This is a genomic window from Vibrio sp. AK197, assembly GCF_053903115.1.
Genome location: NZ_CP096430.1, coordinates 703,153 through 720,128, shown reverse-complemented (window position 1 = coordinate 720,128; position 16,976 = coordinate 703,153). Strand labels below are relative to the sequence as shown.

Sequence of the window (16,976 nt, the reverse complement as noted above, 5' to 3'; positions counted from 1 at the left end):
TTTAGGTGACTATCAACCGCCCATTTCGCAGTGATAGCTTGGCGTATTTGTCTATGGGCACCACTGCGCCTTTTCGCAGTGGCTCAATCAGGCATTGAACTCCCTGAGCACTCCATCCGGTCAGCCGTTGAAGGGGTTCAACTAAAGGGGAGTTACACTTATTTTCAGTGCTCCAAGGGAGCGCGCCGCGCTCCTGTTGGCGGTGCTTCACGTCTTTCGTTTTCACGAGGCTGAATTGTTCGCTGCACGTTTCGATGATTTTCCCGAGCCAGTCGATACCAATGACCCGTTTCACGGTGTCACCGTATTGATTAAACTTTTCCTCATAAGCCAACTTGGCTTTGAACCCAAGCTCACAAAACCCTTTCCAGCGCGAGTTATCGGCGTGGTCTCTTAGGGCTTCCAGCTCTTCATCAAAGGCGGTATCCAGTGGGTTAGCTCGGCGCAATTGACGCCATAGCCCCACAGACGGCGCACCGGATTGTGAAAACTGTTTGATTCGATGGATACGCGCCCAAGCGGTTGCCGAAAGGGCTGACTGTTTTGCGTCTCCCTCGGGCATGTGGGCGCCGTTAATGTTCTTGGAAATGTACTTAATGATGTAGCCGGTGGCGGTGCCAAGGGATGGATCGCATTCTTTGATGGTAATGCGCGGCGTTTTATCCAATGTGCCTTTGACCATCAGCTCGTCTTTATCTTCATCAATCGCAACGGCTTCGATAATGTTGATAAGGGCTTGCTTTTGGTCTGGGCGAACATACAAAAACATGTGAGCGTGAGGCGTGCCGTCTTTGTGCGGCTCAGCCACTCGCAAACCAAACCACTGAATATCAATGTTGGGCTTTTTAAACCACGCTCGGGCAAGGCGCCATTTTGACATCATGACTTCATGCGCTTCTTTAGGCGTGCAGCCGTTCCACTTGTCCGAGTTACGGTGATATTTACTCGGTAATGTCCAGTTCACAAACACGCCCTCGTAACCCATTTCAATGGCACGCTCTTCATCCCCACGGCTACGAACCACCAATTCAATACGGCGGTTTTCTGGATTAGCAGTGGTACGTTTGACCACTTCGGCAAGATCGAACGCTTCGCCGGTGTCGTCACTGAGGACGGACATAGAATTGACGAATTGCTCTGCCTCGATTTGCTTCTTTTCCCAACGGGCATAAGAGCGACTCGATACGTATTTGCGCTGACCTTTGCCGCCGCCCACACGCCCCAAAGCAATTTGCGAATACTCAATGTATTGAGTGCGTAGGAACTTGAATTTACGCACAAGGTAATTGACGTCCAAACAACGGCGAATCGCGCGCTCTAACTCGCGCTCTGCTTCTTCAATGGTTGGGTGTTTCTTTTTGATTTGTGGTGGCTGGATATAGACCTTTTTCATATCGCCACTAATGCCTTTAAATGCCGTTTGCAGTGCTTCCAAGTAGCCGCGCTCGGTCTCTTCCAAGTCAATCATTTGAATCAAGCGGGTAAATTGCTCAGTGAGATTGGTGGCTAAACGTTCAAGGGCTTCATCACACATTAACGTGGCGTGATTGAGTTCTACCGATTGGCGCACGCCACTGTGAAACCGCTGCTTGTCGGGCGCGTTGTTGCGCTCGTCCACAAACGAATATTTGTCCTCGATAAACGGTGACCACTTTAGCGCGTGCTTTACGGCGTCTTTTTCGTAACGCTCCACGTTGGCTTGCGTGGCATTGGTTCGGCGTTTACGGCGGGATACCTGAAACCTCACATCGTCTTGAACAATGCGAGGCAGTCGGGACATAAATTCTCGGGCGAATAACGTATACACTTAGTAATCCTTGTAACGTTTAACCGGTGTGTGGGCTTTGGGATGGTTCCAAAGGTCGATAGCGGCTTGCGTGCTCCGCGCTTCTTCTCCCTCAAAGCCGCAATCGTGGCAAAGCACGGAATATTTAGAGACGGCATCGAGGGAGCTACAACAAAACACCGCGAGGCTGTCGCACTCGGGGCACGCTTTTAATGAGCGCAAGAAAATAGACGTACTCATGAAATCGCCTGACGGTGTTTAATGGCTTGGAGCTTGGCAGCGCGTTTAAACTCCGCCTGACCTTTACGGCTAAAGCGGTAGTCTTTGCCACCTTGCGCATGATGTTGGTAACCATTAGGGAAGTGTTTCGCCTTTAGGCTTTCTAAGATCGCGAGTCCTTTTTCAGTTGGCATCTGACAAGCTCCTTAAATTGCTGCTTTCCAATCTTCAAACTCACTGGCTTGCTCAAGGGCAAACTGCTCCAAAGCTCTCATATTTATGTAGCTACGACCTCGACGCCCATTCTCTCGACGAACAACCGGTAAACGTCCCTCCTGAATTGCACACTTAACAGCATTTAAGGACAGCCCTGATAATTCGGAATATTTTTCAGGAGTCACAAGTGGTGAATAAGCAGTATTTAAACTGTTTAGTAATGATTCAGAATGATTTAACATGTAATATTCCCCTTAACTGACAATTTAATGCGCAAAACTTATGAATGATTAAGAATGATAACACACGCATTAAACCTGACGACATTTGAATGATCAAGAGGTTTTTATGAAGGAATGGTTTTTAAGTAGTGAGCTATTAGGGATCAATGGACTTCCTAACACCATCAACAACATGGGACAAACTGCTAGAAGAAACAATTGGTTATCAAGAAAGGCAGCTGGAAAAGGGCGAGCTATGGAATACCACATCTCCAGTTTCCACCCTGATATTCAAAACCAATTAATTGAGAAATACATCACAAACAAAGAAGAACAAGAAGAATTCAAAGCATACTTAGAAAACTTCACGAGCAATAAGCCACAGAGCAATGTTTCTTCGATAAAGAAACTAGATGAATTCAAGGAGTGGAGTGAATTGCCAGTTTATGACGTGCATGCAGCAGCGGGTGCTGGAACTTTAGTACATAGTGAATTCCAGCTTGAAACACTACAAATACCAACCAGTCTTTTAACTGAGCTAGGGCTTTCTCCATCAAATAGCTCAATAATTTATGTCGATGGTGACTCCATGGAGCCAACACTATCCCACGGAGATCGACTACTTGTAGATATACGAGAGCTCCAGCACCCAGTAACTAACGGAGTTTATGTAATTCGCATCGATGAAGCCGTTTATGTGAAACGGCTACGCTGGGATATTGCTAACGGCGTTTACAACATTATTTCCGATAATGCTAACTACCCTGCCTTTCAGGTAAATCATAACAACGGTAGAAACTTCAAGATTATTGGCAAAGCTGTAGCACCCTTGGTTAAAAAGATTTTATGACGATCAGAAAAGACGGTGAAAAATGGGTTGTAGATGTTCGACCTGCCGGTCGAGCCGGTAAGCGTTTTCGCCGTAAATTTGATAAGAAATCAGAAGCTGTAGCGTATGAAAAATACATTATCGCTAACGCTCATGATAAAAAATGGCTAGATACACCAAAAGATAAAAGACATTTATCCGAATTAATTGCACTTTGGTACACGAAAGCTGGTCAGTTTAAGAGGACAGCGGAAAAATATCACAGCAACCTGAAACTAGTTTGCAAGGAGTTAGGCGATCCTACCGCTGATAAAATCAACGCTAAATTAATATCAGATTGGCAATTATGGAGAATGGAAAAAGGACACAAAGCCAGCACTATCCGCCGAGCAACAAACTGTATAAGTAATGTATTCACTGAGCTCATAGCTACTGGAGATTGGACAAACGAAAACCCAATGAAAGGGATTAAACGCCCAATCGAAAAACGTCCAGAAATGACCTACTTAACTATCGAACAAGTAAACATACTGCGTGAAGCTATTGCAGATGATATAGAACTTTTAAATGCAGTAGATATTTGTCTAGCAACGGGCTCTCGTTGGCGTGAGATGATCACCCTAAAAGCACAAAACCTGAGCCCCTACCGCATTAGGTTTACGGAAACTAAAACCGATAAGTCTCGAACTGTCCCAATCAGTGAAGAACTTTACAACAGAATATATCCGAAGCGTGGCGGGAATTTGTTTACAACTGATCCCCAACAAAAATTGAGACGAAAAATCAAAAAAATGGGATTTGAGCTACCAACAGGACAAAAGGTTCATATCTTGCGCCACACGTTTGCTAGTTATTTCATAATGAATGGTGGAAACATACTTACATTACAGAAAATACTTGGTCATTCTGATATTGGACAAACTATGGAATATGCCCACCTAGCACCTGACTATCTGCAAGATGCGGTTAAGCTCAACCCTTTGGAAATGTCCACAATATGTCCACACACACCATCTTTTACCGATTTAAACCATGACAAACAAAACAGTAACTGACTGATTTAAAGGGAAACCATTACTAACCATGCTTATTCATTTTATTTTTAAATCCCTCCTAAGGGGCAGGTCACAGGTTCGAATCCTGTTGGGAGCGCCATATACTACAAGGGCTAAGCGGTTAATATCTGCTTAGCCCTTGTTATTTTTCGTATAGCTCCAGTGGGTTTACTTACTTTCGCTACCTATTTACGGCTCGACTGCCCACAAGCTCTCCCGCTTTTTACGCTAAAAGCATTCATTGAAATTATCAGCGGCGAGCTAATAAATTCCTTCGAACAATACCCTTTTCTCACTTATAAAACCCGTTGTGACTGGATTCAGATTTCAAACCTAAAGATTGAAAAAACCGAATAACATCCCGTCATTTAGTGCTAAGTTAATGCTCAATGGTCGCAAATTTGTGAATTATTTTTATCAGATAAAACAGCTCTACCTATAATTTATTATCAAATTGAACGTGAATATAAAAGAGAGCCCAACATGAACAATAAAAGAGTATTTGACGAGTTGGTTATAGAAAGCATCGATGCGGGTGACTTCATTTGCGCTATCGACAAACAGCGTAACCAAGTCTGGCCGATTGAAATCGACTCACTTTGGACACAGCCAAAAGGCAATAATATTTTATTTATGGTGAAAGCCCATAAAGGTGATGATTTCCTTTACCGTCGCTCATTTAGAAACGAACAAGATGCCATGGCTTATATGAATACCGTCAGCAGCTTGATGCATGAATTGGGGCAAAAGAAAGTCGAACGTCAACTGAGACGTTAACCCAAGCCATCAAGTTAATCCCTAACCTGACAGAATAGATACGTATCAATAAATGATGATAAAAGAGCAGTGGTTTTACCCTTTACTCGCCACTTGGTTTCTAAGTGGCGTTTCTTTTGCCAACGATCAACAAACCTCGCATTTAGACCACAACCCATTCTACATGGGCATTGACTGGCTACCTGCAAATCAAGCAACCCTTGATTCCGGTGGAATTTCGATCAGTGAATCCGGTGACATGGGCTACAACTTAGTGGCGGGCTATGAGCTCAACACGCACCGCGTCGTTAAAGTTGGTTTAGAAGCTGAATATCGTCAGTTTGGCAACGTCAGCGTCTTTGACACCTTAACTCTTGAAGGGCAAGGTGTATTTCTTAATGTTAAACCCAAATTTATCGTCGAGTATGAACAAGTGGATGTCTACGTTGCGCTTCTAGCTGGCCTAGGGCGCTTGGATGTTAAAGCCAAAATCCCCAGCATTGGCTTTTCTGAATCGACAACGGAGACAGCCTACCAATTCGGTGCCGAACTTGGCTTTAGACTAACGTCACATTGGGATGTTCACTTGGGCTATCGCGCCGCAAAACTTAGTGACGACCAATTCGATATTCAATTCGATGGTGGCTATGTAGGCGCTCGCTATGCTTTTTAACGATCAAAGCTTGCTCAATGAGCAAGCTATCAAGATTTCTAGCTTAAGCTTGACCTAACGCTAACATAACGCCAACGAAAAGCCTGGATGACTAAGGTAAGTTCCCTTTCTTTATGTCTATATTTACTCAAACCATTTTATAACCCCAAGCAAAATGAGACATTCCTCCAAAGACCATAATGAAAAAGCGTGGTTTTCTGGATGCATCCTTTTATTGACGCTGCACAGACAAAAGGCTGAGCCCATTCCTCTATTCTGTTTCTTTACACCTTTCCATTTAAAATATTTATTAATATAGAATGTTGATAAGCACACAATGAAAAAGAGCAACCTGGTTACCAATACTGGCCATCGCTTTATTTCTAAAGCTAAGACTGCATTTAAGATACATATCCATACACCTGATGATACCGTTTTACACCGTTCGGTAGGTTATATTCGCATTGGGGAAAAGAGAGGACTAAAGAAAGCCATTAAGCTTCGCAATGAATTGGGAAGTGAAATGTGGGGTAAGTTTTGGCGTCGCTTGTTAAAAGATCCCTACTTAATGACTCGTCTTCCACACTCTTTAGAACCCAAAATCATCTATAAACCTCGCCCAACAAAAGATGATCCAAACGCCAAAGATGAATGTTACATCGCAGCTTGGCGCAACTACGATAAAGACGGTAAGCTCATCTATAAAAGTGTGGTATGTTCGATTAAAAAGCATGGTCGACTTGGTGCCTATACCAAAACCAAAAAAGCATTGTTAGAAGCTAATAAAGATAATCTGGAAATACTTGAATTTATGGGTAGGCTTTCCAGTATCGATTTGAAGTAAATAAACTTTGCTTTGCGCTTCTCTGTTTTTGAATCGATTAGCTGGCCCCAAAAAAACACAAAGCCCTGACCAAAAGGTCAGGGCTTTTTTATTACCAACTGATGTTGTTATTGTATTTGACTACATTCGACGCTTTGAATTACTGTTGAACTTGGTAATCAAATTCAGGAACGATGATTTCTACACGACGGTTTTGAACACGACCTTCGTGAGTATCGTTTGATGCGATTGGGTTTGTTTCACCTTCACCACGAGTTGTGATACGAGATGAATCGATACCTTTTTCAACCAATGCATTAGCAACAGATTCTGCACGTTTTTCAGACATTACTTGGTTGTATGCAGCGCTACCAGATGTATCTGTGTAACCCACTACTTCAACATTTGCTTGAGGATAGGTGTTTAGGAAATCAACTAACTCATCAAGCTGAGCTTTTGTTTCTGCTTTCAACTCTGCACTGTTGAGTTCGAAGCTACCAGTGCCAAGACGTTGAGTTTCAAATGTTCTTGTGACTTCAACAGGCGCTGCTGGTTCTTCCACCACGACTGGTTCTTCAACCACGACAGGAGCTGGCTCTTCGCTTGCGCCAAATTTGTAAACCACACCGATCGTTGCCGAGTTGCCCATTGCACGAACGCTGTCGTTGTTGATGTCTGTGATTGCTTGGTATTCCACGCGAACCGCTACATTTTCGTGAGAATCAAATTCAATACCCGCAGCACCAAGGTAAGAGTAGTCATCTTTATCGCCGTAGTTTACGAAGGCACCACCAAATTTACCGTAAAGAGAGATATCGTTAGTAATTGGTAGGTTTACTTTAGGCGCTAAAGTGTATGCTTCTACTTTGTCGTTGTTTAGACCATTACCATCAAAGCGACCTAGGTAATCGTAGCCAGCTTCAATAGATAGGAAATCCCACATTTCATAACCGATGAACGCGCCAACAGTGGAGTCATCTTTATCACACACTGCTGAATTTTTACATGCGTCATCATCTAACCAAGATTTACCGGCTTTTGCACCAACGTAAACTTCTGCCATTGCTGAAGTTGTTGCTGCCATAAGAAGTGACGCTGAGATTACCGCTGCTAATTTTTTCATTATTGATTCCTCTGAAATCCGCTAACTGCTCGTGCAGTCAAAATCGTTGGGTTGGTTAGCAAGGGGGTTCATTCCAACCTCGTTTATGATTAAGCCAACGAGCGTGGTTATCGAACACCTTGTTGTTTCACTTCCGTTTGATTTGTTTCCGACTTGCCACTGGTTCTCAGTAGCTGACGAGGAAAACTATAATCAATTTTTTTCGACTTTGAAGATGAAAAATGTCAACAAATTGTCATGCCAAATTAACGACAAGCATAGAAATCAATGCCCAAGCCTTATGTGAACAGGGTTGCAGAAAAAAATGTTTAAATTGAACTTCGAGAATAAACCAGTGTCTGTGTGTGTTTATTCCAAAAAATAAGACCGAATGGCGTAGGATTTAACGGATAAAGCGGAGTGGAAATACTGAAAAATCAAAAAAAACCGCGGACTAGGCCGCGATTTTTTGTAAGAGCAAAAATAAATTTATTGAGCGTTGGCTTCACGTTCAGCGATAAAATCGAGCGCCATTTTAATTCGAGCTATCACACGTTCTTGCCCGACAAGCTGCATAACCGCATCCACTGAAGGAGATTGACCACCACCGGTTACGGCAACGCGAAGTGGCATACCTATTTTACCCATACCAATTTCAAGCTCTTCACACACTTGAGCTATCACAGTGTGTAAGCTCTCTGTTGACCAGTCTGTCAACGCTTCTACTTTACTGAGTGCCAGCTCTAGTGGCTGTTTTGCTACGCCACGTAAATGTTTCTTCGCAGCACCCGCTTCAAATTCGGAGAAATCTTCGTAGAAGTAACGGATTTGTTCAACCAGTTCTACCAGTGTATTACAACGCTCACCAACCAATTTGATAACGTCAGTAATGGCTGGGCCGTTATCCGTATTGAGGTTTTGGTTTTCAAGATGCCACTGTAGATGTTCTGCAACATACTCTGATGATGACGTTTTAATGTAGTGATTGTTCAACCAGTTGAGTTTGTCGGTATTAAACGCGGAAGCCGACTTTGAAATCGCCTCTAAGCTGAAATGTTCAATCATCTCTTCACGAGAGAAGACTTCTTGGTCACCGTGAGACCAACCTAAACGAACAAGGTAGTTGTTCAACGCCACTGGCAAGTAGCCTTGATCTCGATACTGCATGACAGAAACCGCGCCATGGCGTTTAGACAGTTTGGCTCCGTCATCACCAAGAATCATCGCACAGTGTGCAAATACAGGAACGGGCGCACCAAGTGCTTTGTAGATATTAATTTGGCGAGGCGTGTTGTTGATATGATCTTCACCGCGAACAACGTGTGTAATGCCCATATCCCAGTCATCAACAACAACACAGAAGTTGTATGTTGGCGCACCATCAGTACGGCGAATGATCAAATCATCCATTTGCGAGTTGCTGATTTCAATACGACCACGAATTTGGTCATCAAACACCACGCTCCCCTCTTTCGGGTTACGGAAACGAACCACACATGGGTCACCGTCTTTCGCTGCGTCATTTACCGCTTTAATTTTCGGATGATCCGCGTCATAACGCGGCATCTCTTTGTTCGCTTCTTGCTCTGCACGAATTTCGTCCAGCAACTCTTTTGGCGCGTAACATTTATAGGCTTTATCTTCAGCAAGCAGCTTATCGACCATCTCGTTATAACGATCAAAACGCTTGGTTTGGTAGTATGGACCTTCATCCCAGTCCAACCCCATCCAAGTCATGCCTTCCAGAATTGCGTCCACCGCTTCCTGAGTTGAACGCTCAAGGTCCGTATCTTCGATGCGAAGAACAAATTCACCACCTTGGTTCTTTGCATACAACCAAGAATAAAGTGCGGTACGCGCACCACCAACGTGAAGGTAGCCGGTAGGGCTTGGAGCAAAACGAGTTTTAACCGTCATTATGATATATACCTTTGATTGACACTGCTGCCTATTACAAGCCATAGGTCAGCGCTAAATTTGGGCGGTATTCTATCACCCACAGCACTCAACTCCAACGCCACATAGCATCTTTCTATGGTACCAGTTGGAAGCCAACTTCGTACAATCACATGGCTTTCGGCATGAATCGCGTTTTTTTACCTTAATTCAGTTACTGTCTATTTATTCTGCAATCCGTCTCTTGACTTTCCCCTTGAGGTAAGGTTTAAGCTCATCGATATTGATAATCAGATGACGGGCAAACATTATGGCAACATTCGATATTCCATTGCGCGGTCTGCACTGTATGGGCTGTGCTCGCAAAGTCGAGAAAGCACTTAAAGCCGAGCATTCGGTTGATATTCATGAGCTCTCACCGCAGTCCGTTTCTCTTGACTCGAATGCTTCTTTTCAAGAGCTGGCGCACAGTATTGAAGACGTGGGTTATCACGCGGGTCACCATTATGAAATAGCGTTAAGTGGGCTACACTGCGGCGGCTGCGTGAATAAAGTTAAAAAGCACCTCGATGCTGACGATAAAATTGGACACTACGAGATCTCCACCAGCCATTTAAGTGTCGATACATTGCTTTCTGAGCAGGAAGTCGTTGGGTTAGTCGAAAAGGCAGGATACCAAGCTCAACCAACGACTGACACCGAAGCCGATTCCACCGGAGAAGCGGATGATAGCAATGCTCGTCAAACGTCACAACAGCACGACTATACGGTAAAGAGTAGTGGTAGCTCCTCAGCAAATGATAGTGCGTTACAAACCGGACATTTATTGATTCAAGGAATGACCTGCGCAAGCTGCGTTTCGTCTGTCGAAAAAGCATTGGCTTCAGTGGATGGCGTTGAGAAAGTTCAGGTCAACTTGGCTGAGCAGTCAGCGCTGGTTAAAACCACTCAAACGGTCGAAGCGTTGGAGCCTGCGTTAACAACAGCCGTAAAAAATGCAGGGTACCAAGCCAAAGTCGTTCATGACCCAAATACGCAACAGCAACAGCAACTTGAGCAGCAACAAAAGCTGCAAACCGAATATAAACGTAGTGCAATTGCTGGCTTAATTATTGGCGCGCCCCTAATGCTGTGGGGAGTATTTGGCGGCAATATGATGATTCGCAGTGGTCAAGATCAATGGATTTGGGGGCTGGTTGGTGCCCTCTGTCTTGGCTTACTGGCCACTGCAGGTCGTAGTTTTTTCGTCAATGCTTGGCAAGCACTGAAACATAAACGCGCAACAATGGACACACTGGTCGCCCTTGGAACTGGAGCTGCGTGGACATTCTCAATGTTGGTCGTATTGTTCCCCACTTGGTTTCCACAAGCATCGCGCCATGTTTATTTTGAAGCCAGCGCAATGATCATCGGCCTCATTTCGCTAGGACACTATATTGAAGCTAAAGCTAAAGCCAATACCACGCGTTCATTGCAATCACTTATAAATCTTCAGCCACAGAAAGCAACGCAAGTAACAGATAATGGCGATAAAGAGATTGATGTGGAAGCCATTGAACTTGGCATGAAACTGCGTATTAAACCTGGAGAAAAAGTCCCCGTCGACGGCAAAGTGGTGCAAGGCGAATCATACATTGATGAATCCATGCTCACCGGTGAGCCTATTGCGGTGAATAAAAGTCCAAATGACACCGTTGCAACCGGAACGCTTAACCAAGATGGCAGCCTAGTCATCGAAGCGACGGGCATTGGAAGCGATACCATGTTGTCACGAATTATTCAGTTAGTTCGCCAAGCGCAAAGCAGTAAACCAGCGATCGCTAAACTGGCTGACCAAATCTCGGCAGTTTTTGTGCCTGTCGTGGTCGGTATTGCTATTTTGGCCGCATTGGTTTGGTGGTGGGTTGGCCCCGATCCAAAAGCAAGTTATATGTTGGTGGTCGCGACGACAGTACTGATCATTGCTTGCCCTTGCGCTCTCGGTTTAGCGACGCCATTGTCTGTGACCGTTGGTGTCGGTAAAGCTGCGGAGATAGGTATTTTAATCAAAGATGCCGATGTTCTGCAGTCGGCCAGTCAAATTGATACCGTGGTATTTGATAAGACAGGCACCTTAACCGAGGGACAACCAACGGTGCGTCAAGTCTATGCGCTCAGTAAAGATCAAGATTCTGTGGTTAGCTTTGCCGCCAGTGTTGAGCAACACTCAGAGCACCCACTTGCCAAAGCGATTACCCAATACGCCAAGCAAAACCAGTTTTCGTTAATCGAGGTATCCAACTTCAATAACCAACGAGGGCAAGGTGTTAGTGCAGACTATAAAGGCTCACCGATACAAGTGGCTTCCATTAATGCGCTGCAAGAGAAAAATATCGTTCTGTCGGCCGCTGACCAAGCGCTTGAAGACGCTCGTCAGCAAGCTTGGACCCCCATCGGTGTTGTAGAAGGCGATACTCTGATTGGTGTGATTGCCATTGCTGATGCACTCAAAGAGGATGCGAAACAAGCCATTACTCAGCTTAATACCATGAATATTCGCTCGGTTATGCTCACCGGTGATAATGATGCGGTGGCACAAACCTTAGCCAAACAGCTCGGAATCAGTCAGGTGATTTCACAAGTGTTACCGGATCAAAAAGCTCAGCACATTGAAGATCTTCAACGTCAAGGGGCCAAAGTGGCAATGGTTGGAGATGGCGTCAATGACGCTCCGGCACTCGCTCTGGCTGATATTGGCATTGCAATGGGCAGTGGCAGTGATGTGGCTATCGATAGTGCACAAATGACTTTACTGAATACCTCACCGCTATCCGTAGTGAAGTCGATTCAGCTTTCTCAAGCAACAGTGAAAAACATGAAACAAAACCTGCTTGGGGCCTTTATTTATAACGCTTTTGGCATTCCGATTGCCGCTGGCGTGTTGTATCCGGCATTTGGCTTTTTGCTCAGCCCAGTTGTCGCTGGCGCAGCAATGGCCTTGTCTTCTATCACGGTGGTCAGTAATGCCAACCGACTTCGACTGTTTAATCCCAAAACAACTCAATGAGGCTTAATCAATGAAACGTTCTTTATTGGCTTTCGCACTGCTCTCGACAGTGACAGGCACAGCTCTGGCCAGTGATGTCATTAATCACAAATCCCCTTACTGTGGTTGCTGCAGTGAATGGGCAAAGCATATGCAAGAATCTGGCTTTACGGTGAAAGAAGTTCCCCACGAAGATATGGCTCCGGTCAAAGCAAAGTTTGGCGTCCCGGACAATTTGGTCTCATGCCATACCGCCCAAATCGATGGGTATATTTTTGAAGGCCATGTTCCAGCTGACGATATTAAAGCTTTTCTCGCGGACAAACCCAGTGATGCAAAAGGCCTAGCCGTTCCGGGTATGCCGATGGGGTCACCAGGCATGGATTATGGCGATAAACGCCAAGCTTATTCCGTAATTCAATTTAACGCGAAAGGTCAGCAAAAAGTTTTCAATCAATACAAAGCATTGTAAAACAAAAGTTTAACTGTTCACATTTTCAGCAAAGCCTCTTAATCCCCTTGTTTTTAGGAGGCTTTCGCTCGTCTATCTCTATCCTCAGCTATCATTGATAGTATAAAATACTCGCCGTTAGTCATTCATTATTGTTATTTTTCAGCTCATCGGTTTGCTGGTTATCAATATCAATCCCACTGAAAGGGCCTTCACATGATACGTGTCGTTGTATTTTTTCTCTGTTTTTTCTCGGCAATGCTCAAAGCAGAACCCATGTACTGGATGGCGCAAAAAGGTGATTTGAAGCTGATGCTACTCGGATCAGTTCATGTTGGCGATGACAGTTTGTATCCCCTGCCCGATACCGTTAACCAATTTCTCGAACAAAGCGATGGTTTAATCATTGAAACCGATGTTCGCAAATCATCAGGGGTTAACTATCCCACTTCTGATATCGCCACACGTGATGTATTAAGCCCCGCCCAACAACAACAGTTATCCGCCATTGCCAAACAGTTTGAACTCGATAACAAAACGTTATTAGACGCACCGCCATGGGCCGCCGCGATCAGCTTACAGATAAAGCAACTTGAATATTTGGGGTATCGTTCAGATGACGGTGTTGATATTCGCCTCGTCTACCAAGCGACTGTCAAAGGCATTCCTGTGCTTAGCTTGGAAACCATGCAGTTTCAAATCAATTTACTCACCTCGCAGCCCGAGGGTGGTAAAGAGCTGCTGACCAGCTTTATCGATGAATATGAGCGCGCAGACACGATGATCCAATGCTTACTCGAAAGCTGGAAAACAGGGGATCTCAAAAGCCTAGAAAGATTTTCAGAACTGGCCGCTCTTTCAGAAGAGTACGAAAACCAATTTATCACCCAACGTAATCAAGATTGGGCAAATAAGTTGGCTAATCGCTTCATTACGCAAAGTAAAGGCAATTATCTCGTTGTGGTTGGCATGCTCCACTTGGTTGGTCAGGATAATTTAATCACGCTGCTGCGCCAAAAAGGCTTTGTGATTACGAAACTCAGCAATGAAGGGAACGCTCAGTGCTCATTTGGCTAAAAGCCAGAGAGTTCAAGAGAATTACTCAACCGCAGTATTTCTACTGCGTCTTTCTCAAATGTGGTCGGTGAAGAGGAATTCGATCGGACTGGCGCTCCAGACCATGACCCACTAGCCTTAAACACAAATATCTCTGCCAATAAACGTAAAAAAAGCCGCAGTATTTCTACTGCGGCTTTCTCAAATATGGTCGGTGAAGAGGAATTCGATCGGACTGGCGCTCCAGACCACGACCCACTAGCCTTGAACACAAATACCTCTGCCAATAAACGTAAAAAAGCCGCAGTATTTCTACTGCGGCTTTCTCAAATATGGTCGGTGAAGAGGGACTCGATCGGACTGGCGCTCCAGACCACGACCCACTAGCCTTAAACACAAATATCTTTGCCAAAAAACGTAAAAAAGCCGCAGTATTTCTGCTGCGGCTTTCTCAAATAGGGTCGGTGAAGAGGAATTCGATCGGACTGGCGATCCAGACCACGACCCACTAACCTTGAACACAAATACTTCTACCAATAAACGTAAAAAAGCCGCAGTATTTCTACTGCGGCTTTCTCAAATGTGGTCGGTGAAGAGGGATTCGAACCCCCGACCCTCTGGTCCCAAACCAGATGCGCTACCAAACTGCGCTATTCACCGAGTGCTTGCCATTATCGTTGGCAACGGAGGCGTATGATACGGATTCTTAATGTGAACGCAAGCCATTTTATGAAGTTTTTCTTGAATTACTTTCGTTCGCTCAAAACTCAATCAATCACGATAAAACGTGATTAAAGGCACAGCTTTCAACACTCTTTTCATGACTCGCTTTCGTTATTGATCTAAGTCAGTGTTGATTATTTAACCAACTCCTATGCTTAGCTTGTCTTCGATAACTTTAGTGATGGTATCGGCTGATTGTTGCTATCTGGTAATGCGTAGCAGGTGACAGAGCTTAGCTCATTGTCTTCAATAGGCCGAGAATGTATACGGGATCATCCGATAAGTTATCAACGGCAAATCTCCTCACTAAATCGCTTAGCGTTCATCTTAATCAGTGAACACTCGCTTTGCACCGGGTTAGATGTTTATCTAATCCGGTTTTTTGTTTTCCAAGATATCGTCACCGTTTCAGCCCTGATATACTCACCGTATTGTTCCCACTTTTTGAGAAGCCGTTATGTCTCAAGACGATGATTTTTCTCTGTTTCAAGAGATGATGGGGGATGTAAAACCTCTCCAACACGATACAGCAGAACATAAGAAAACCCATTCGGTGACAGAAGCCCAACTCGCAAAACGTGAGGCGGCAATTTGGCTTAATGAGGACAACCCTGAGTATCTCTCCGTCGAACACACCACCATGATCAAACCACAAGATGTGATTGAGTTTAAACGTGACGGCGTACAAGATGGCGTGTATCGCAAATTACGCTTAGGAAAGTATCCAATACAAGCTCGGCTCGACTTGCATCGAAAAACCATCAAGCAAGCCCGCGATGAAGTCATTAGGTTTCTCAAACAATGCATTGAAATGGACATACGCACTGTCGTGATTGTTCATGGACGTGGTGAGAAATCGAACCCACCAGCGTTGATGAAAAGTTATGTCGCAACTTGGCTGGAGCAAATTAAAGATGTGCAGTGTGCGCACAGTACGCAACGTCATCATGGCGGAACAGGCTCGGTTTACGTCTTACTGCGCAAAAGCAATGACAAAAAGCTAGAGAACCGAGAACGCCATCAAAAACGCATGGGCTAGCCCCCCTATTGGTGTTAAACTTAATCTCCTATATGAAAAGCAGCCTCTCGCTGCTTTTTCTTTCCCTAACGCCGTTGTGAAACGTAATAAAGAGAGTTCGCATGTCACAAAGTTCAGAGAAACGCCTTAATAAATACATCAGTGAGACAGGGTTTTGTTCGCGCCGAGAGGCCGATAAATTAATCGATCAAGGACGAGTAACGATTAATGGCGTCGTGCCAGAAATGGGGACCAAAGTTCAACTTGGTGATGAAGTGTGCATTGATGGTAAGCCTGTCGCCAGCAAAGAAAAACCTATCTACATTGCGCTCAACAAACCTACAGGCATCACCTGTACGACAGAACGCGACATTCCGGGCAACATCGTCGATTTTATCGGACATAAAAAACGTATATTTCCTATCGGTCGCCTTGATAAACCGTCTGATGGTTTGATTTTTTTAACCAACGATGGCGATATCGTCAATAAGATTTTGCGCGCGGGTAATAACCACGAGAAAGAGTATGTGGTTCGTGTCGATAAACCAGTAACTGATGAATTTATCAAACGTATGAGTTCCGGTGTCCACATTCTAGATACCGTCACCTTACCGTGTAAAGTCACCAAAGAAACCAAGTTTTCTTTTCGTATCGTGTTGACCCAAGGTTTAAACCGTCAAATTCGCCGTATGTGTGAATCTCTCGGTTACGAGGTCTACAAATTACGCCGTGTGCGGATTATGAACATCTCTTTAGATGGTATTCCCAATGGCGAGTGGCGCTATTTAAGCGATGATGAAGTTAAGCAGATTCTTACCATGTGCGAAAGCTCAAGTAGCACTGAGGAAGCCTCTAAGCTCGATGCCCAAGGGCGGAAGATTCGCAAAGCAACGGACGCTAAGTTGTATGATAGTCGAGAAGAGAACCAACCCTCTAAAGCTCGCCGTAATCAAACACGGACTTTTAAAGGGAATAATGCTGATACACTTCGCCATGCTCCAAATTCTAAGAAAGCACGTGGTGAGCAACCATCAAAACCGGCCAACAAATCTCGCTCGGGGCGCCCACAAACCAATGAATCACGCCCTAACGTAAACAAAAAGCGCGTTGGTGGAACGCTCAGCCTGAAAAAGTAATCCGGCTGAACG

The 16,976-nt window shown here is 44.7% G+C and carries 16 protein-coding genes and 1 tRNA gene; 10 read left to right on the top strand and 7 right to left on the bottom strand.

What is annotated here, in order from left to right:
* Nucleotide 1: 1 nt before the first annotated feature.
* Genes M1D72_RS10415 through M1D72_RS10400 form a run of 4 tightly spaced genes read right to left on the bottom strand, consistent with a single transcriptional unit; the run spans nt 2 to nt 2,463 of the window.
* Nucleotides 2-1,807, bottom strand: coding sequence for a replication endonuclease (locus M1D72_RS10415; RefSeq protein WP_456296839.1), 1,806 nt, complete (start codon nt 1,805-1,807; stop codon nt 2-4).
* Nucleotides 1,808-2,026: a Lar family restriction alleviation protein gene (locus M1D72_RS10410; RefSeq protein ID WP_456296838.1), complete on the bottom strand. Its 219-nt coding sequence runs from the start codon at nt 2,024-2,026 to the stop codon at nt 1,808-1,810. It abuts the gene before it with no gap.
* The gene (locus M1D72_RS10405) at nt 2,023-2,199 is read right to left on the bottom strand and encodes a hypothetical protein (protein WP_456296837.1); all 177 of its coding nucleotides are present in this window, start codon (nt 2,197-2,199) and stop codon (nt 2,023-2,025) included. The genes M1D72_RS10410 and M1D72_RS10405 overlap by 4 nt, the downstream gene beginning before the upstream one ends.
* Before the next feature lie 12 nt (nt 2,200-2,211).
* The gene (locus M1D72_RS10400) at nt 2,212-2,463 is read right to left on the bottom strand and encodes a hypothetical protein (protein WP_456296836.1); all 252 of its coding nucleotides are present in this window, start codon (nt 2,461-2,463) and stop codon (nt 2,212-2,214) included.
* A gap of 106 nt (nt 2,464-2,569) precedes the next feature.
* On the opposite strand from M1D72_RS10400, the gene M1D72_RS10395 reads away from it, so the two are divergent.
* From M1D72_RS10395 to M1D72_RS10375, 5 genes are all read left to right on the top strand, one after another.
* Nucleotides 2,570-3,292: a helix-turn-helix domain-containing protein gene (locus M1D72_RS10395; protein ID WP_456296835.1), complete on the top strand. Its 723-nt coding sequence runs from the start codon at nt 2,570-2,572 to the stop codon at nt 3,290-3,292.
* On the top strand, nt 3,289-4,326 hold the full coding sequence (locus M1D72_RS10390) for a phage integrase (protein WP_456296834.1): 1,038 nt from the start codon (nt 3,289-3,291) through the stop codon (nt 4,324-4,326). Before M1D72_RS10395 ends, M1D72_RS10390 begins: the two co-directional genes overlap by 4 nt.
* Before the next feature lie 483 nt (nt 4,327-4,809).
* Nucleotides 4,810-5,103 carry a hypothetical protein gene (locus M1D72_RS10385; protein ID WP_390191191.1) on the top strand — a complete coding sequence of 98 codons (294 nt, stop codon included), beginning with the start codon at nt 4,810-4,812 and terminating at the stop codon, nt 5,101-5,103.
* 52 nt (nt 5,104-5,155) lie between these two features.
* Nucleotides 5,156-5,755: an outer membrane beta-barrel protein gene (locus M1D72_RS10380; RefSeq protein ID WP_456296833.1), complete on the top strand. Its 600-nt coding sequence runs from the start codon at nt 5,156-5,158 to the stop codon at nt 5,753-5,755.
* Nucleotides 5,756-6,071: 316 nt separating this feature from the next.
* Nucleotides 6,072-6,578, top strand: coding sequence for a Fe3+-citrate ABC transporter substrate-binding protein (locus M1D72_RS10375; protein ID WP_390191197.1), 507 nt, complete (start codon nt 6,072-6,074; stop codon nt 6,576-6,578).
* Nucleotides 6,579-6,717: 139 nt separating this feature from the next.
* Here M1D72_RS10375 and M1D72_RS10370 read toward each other — a convergent pair whose 3' ends face one another.
* Both M1D72_RS10370 and gltX read right to left on the bottom strand, forming a co-directional pair.
* Nucleotides 6,718-7,680, bottom strand: coding sequence for an OmpA family protein (locus M1D72_RS10370; RefSeq protein WP_456296832.1), 963 nt, complete (start codon nt 7,678-7,680; stop codon nt 6,718-6,720).
* 468 nt (nt 7,681-8,148) lie between these two features.
* On the bottom strand, nt 8,149-9,576 hold the full coding sequence (gltX, locus tag M1D72_RS10365) for a glutamate--tRNA ligase (RefSeq protein WP_456296831.1): 1,428 nt from the start codon (nt 9,574-9,576) through the stop codon (nt 8,149-8,151).
* Between the two features lie 289 nt (nt 9,577-9,865).
* Between gltX and M1D72_RS10360 the strand changes: the two genes are divergently transcribed.
* From M1D72_RS10360 to M1D72_RS10350, 3 genes are all read left to right on the top strand, one after another.
* Entirely contained in the window at nt 9,866-12,601 is a 2,736-nt protein-coding gene (locus tag M1D72_RS10360) for a heavy metal translocating P-type ATPase (RefSeq protein WP_456296830.1), read from the top strand.
* A 10-nt stretch (nt 12,602-12,611) separates the two neighbouring features.
* Entirely contained in the window at nt 12,612-13,052 is a 441-nt protein-coding gene (locus tag M1D72_RS10355) for a DUF411 domain-containing protein (protein ID WP_456296829.1), read from the top strand.
* A 195-nt stretch (nt 13,053-13,247) separates the two neighbouring features.
* On the top strand, nt 13,248-14,108 hold the full coding sequence (locus tag M1D72_RS10350) for a TraB/GumN family protein (RefSeq protein ID WP_456296828.1): 861 nt from the start codon (nt 13,248-13,250) through the stop codon (nt 14,106-14,108).
* A gap of 562 nt (nt 14,109-14,670) precedes the next feature.
* On the opposite strand, the gene M1D72_RS10345 is transcribed toward M1D72_RS10350, so the two are convergent.
* A tRNA-Pro gene (locus M1D72_RS10345) sits at nt 14,671-14,747 on the bottom strand.
* A 520-nt stretch (nt 14,748-15,267) separates the two neighbouring features.
* Between M1D72_RS10345 and smrA the strand changes: the two genes are divergently transcribed.
* Together smrA and rluF are read left to right on the top strand one after the other, a co-directional pair.
* Nucleotides 15,268-15,849 (top strand): DNA endonuclease SmrA, encoded by a 582-nt coding sequence (gene smrA, locus M1D72_RS10340; protein ID WP_456296827.1) that lies wholly within the window; start codon nt 15,268-15,270, stop codon nt 15,847-15,849.
* 101 nt (nt 15,850-15,950) lie between these two features.
* Nucleotides 15,951-16,964: a 23S rRNA pseudouridine(2604) synthase RluF gene (gene rluF / locus M1D72_RS10335; protein ID WP_456296826.1), complete on the top strand. Its 1,014-nt coding sequence runs from the start codon at nt 15,951-15,953 to the stop codon at nt 16,962-16,964.
* Nucleotides 16,965-16,976 lie beyond the last annotated feature (12 nt).

Coding starts and splice junctions, on each gene's coding strand:
- M1D72_RS10375 (WP_390191197.1), top strand. CDS start 6,072: ATGAAAAAGAGCAACCTGGTTACCAATACTGGCCATCGCTTTATTTCT.
- M1D72_RS10390 (WP_456296834.1), top strand. CDS start 3,289: ATGACGATCAGAAAAGACGGTGAAAAATGGGTTGTAGATGTTCGACCT.
- M1D72_RS10380 (WP_456296833.1), top strand. CDS start 5,156: ATGATGATAAAAGAGCAGTGGTTTTACCCTTTACTCGCCACTTGGTTT.
- M1D72_RS10370 (WP_456296832.1), bottom strand. CDS start 7,680: ATGAAAAAATTAGCAGCGGTAATCTCAGCGTCACTTCTTATGGCAGCA.
- M1D72_RS10400 (WP_456296836.1), bottom strand. CDS start 2,463: ATGTTAAATCATTCTGAATCATTACTAAACAGTTTAAATACTGCTTAT.
- M1D72_RS10350 (WP_456296828.1), top strand. CDS start 13,248: ATGATACGTGTCGTTGTATTTTTTCTCTGTTTTTTCTCGGCAATGCTC.
- gltX (WP_456296831.1), bottom strand. CDS start 9,576: ATGACGGTTAAAACTCGTTTTGCTCCAAGCCCTACCGGCTACCTTCAC.
- smrA (WP_456296827.1), top strand. CDS start 15,268: ATGTCTCAAGACGATGATTTTTCTCTGTTTCAAGAGATGATGGGGGAT.
- M1D72_RS10355 (WP_456296829.1), top strand. CDS start 12,612: ATGAAACGTTCTTTATTGGCTTTCGCACTGCTCTCGACAGTGACAGGC.
- M1D72_RS10410 (WP_456296838.1), bottom strand. CDS start 2,026: ATGAGTACGTCTATTTTCTTGCGCTCATTAAAAGCGTGCCCCGAGTGC.
- M1D72_RS10395 (WP_456296835.1), top strand. CDS start 2,570: ATGAAGGAATGGTTTTTAAGTAGTGAGCTATTAGGGATCAATGGACTT.
- M1D72_RS10360 (WP_456296830.1), top strand. CDS start 9,866: ATGGCAACATTCGATATTCCATTGCGCGGTCTGCACTGTATGGGCTGT.
- M1D72_RS10405 (WP_456296837.1), bottom strand. CDS start 2,199: ATGCCAACTGAAAAAGGACTCGCGATCTTAGAAAGCCTAAAGGCGAAA.
- rluF (WP_456296826.1), top strand. CDS start 15,951: ATGTCACAAAGTTCAGAGAAACGCCTTAATAAATACATCAGTGAGACA.
- M1D72_RS10385 (WP_390191191.1), top strand. CDS start 4,810: ATGAACAATAAAAGAGTATTTGACGAGTTGGTTATAGAAAGCATCGAT.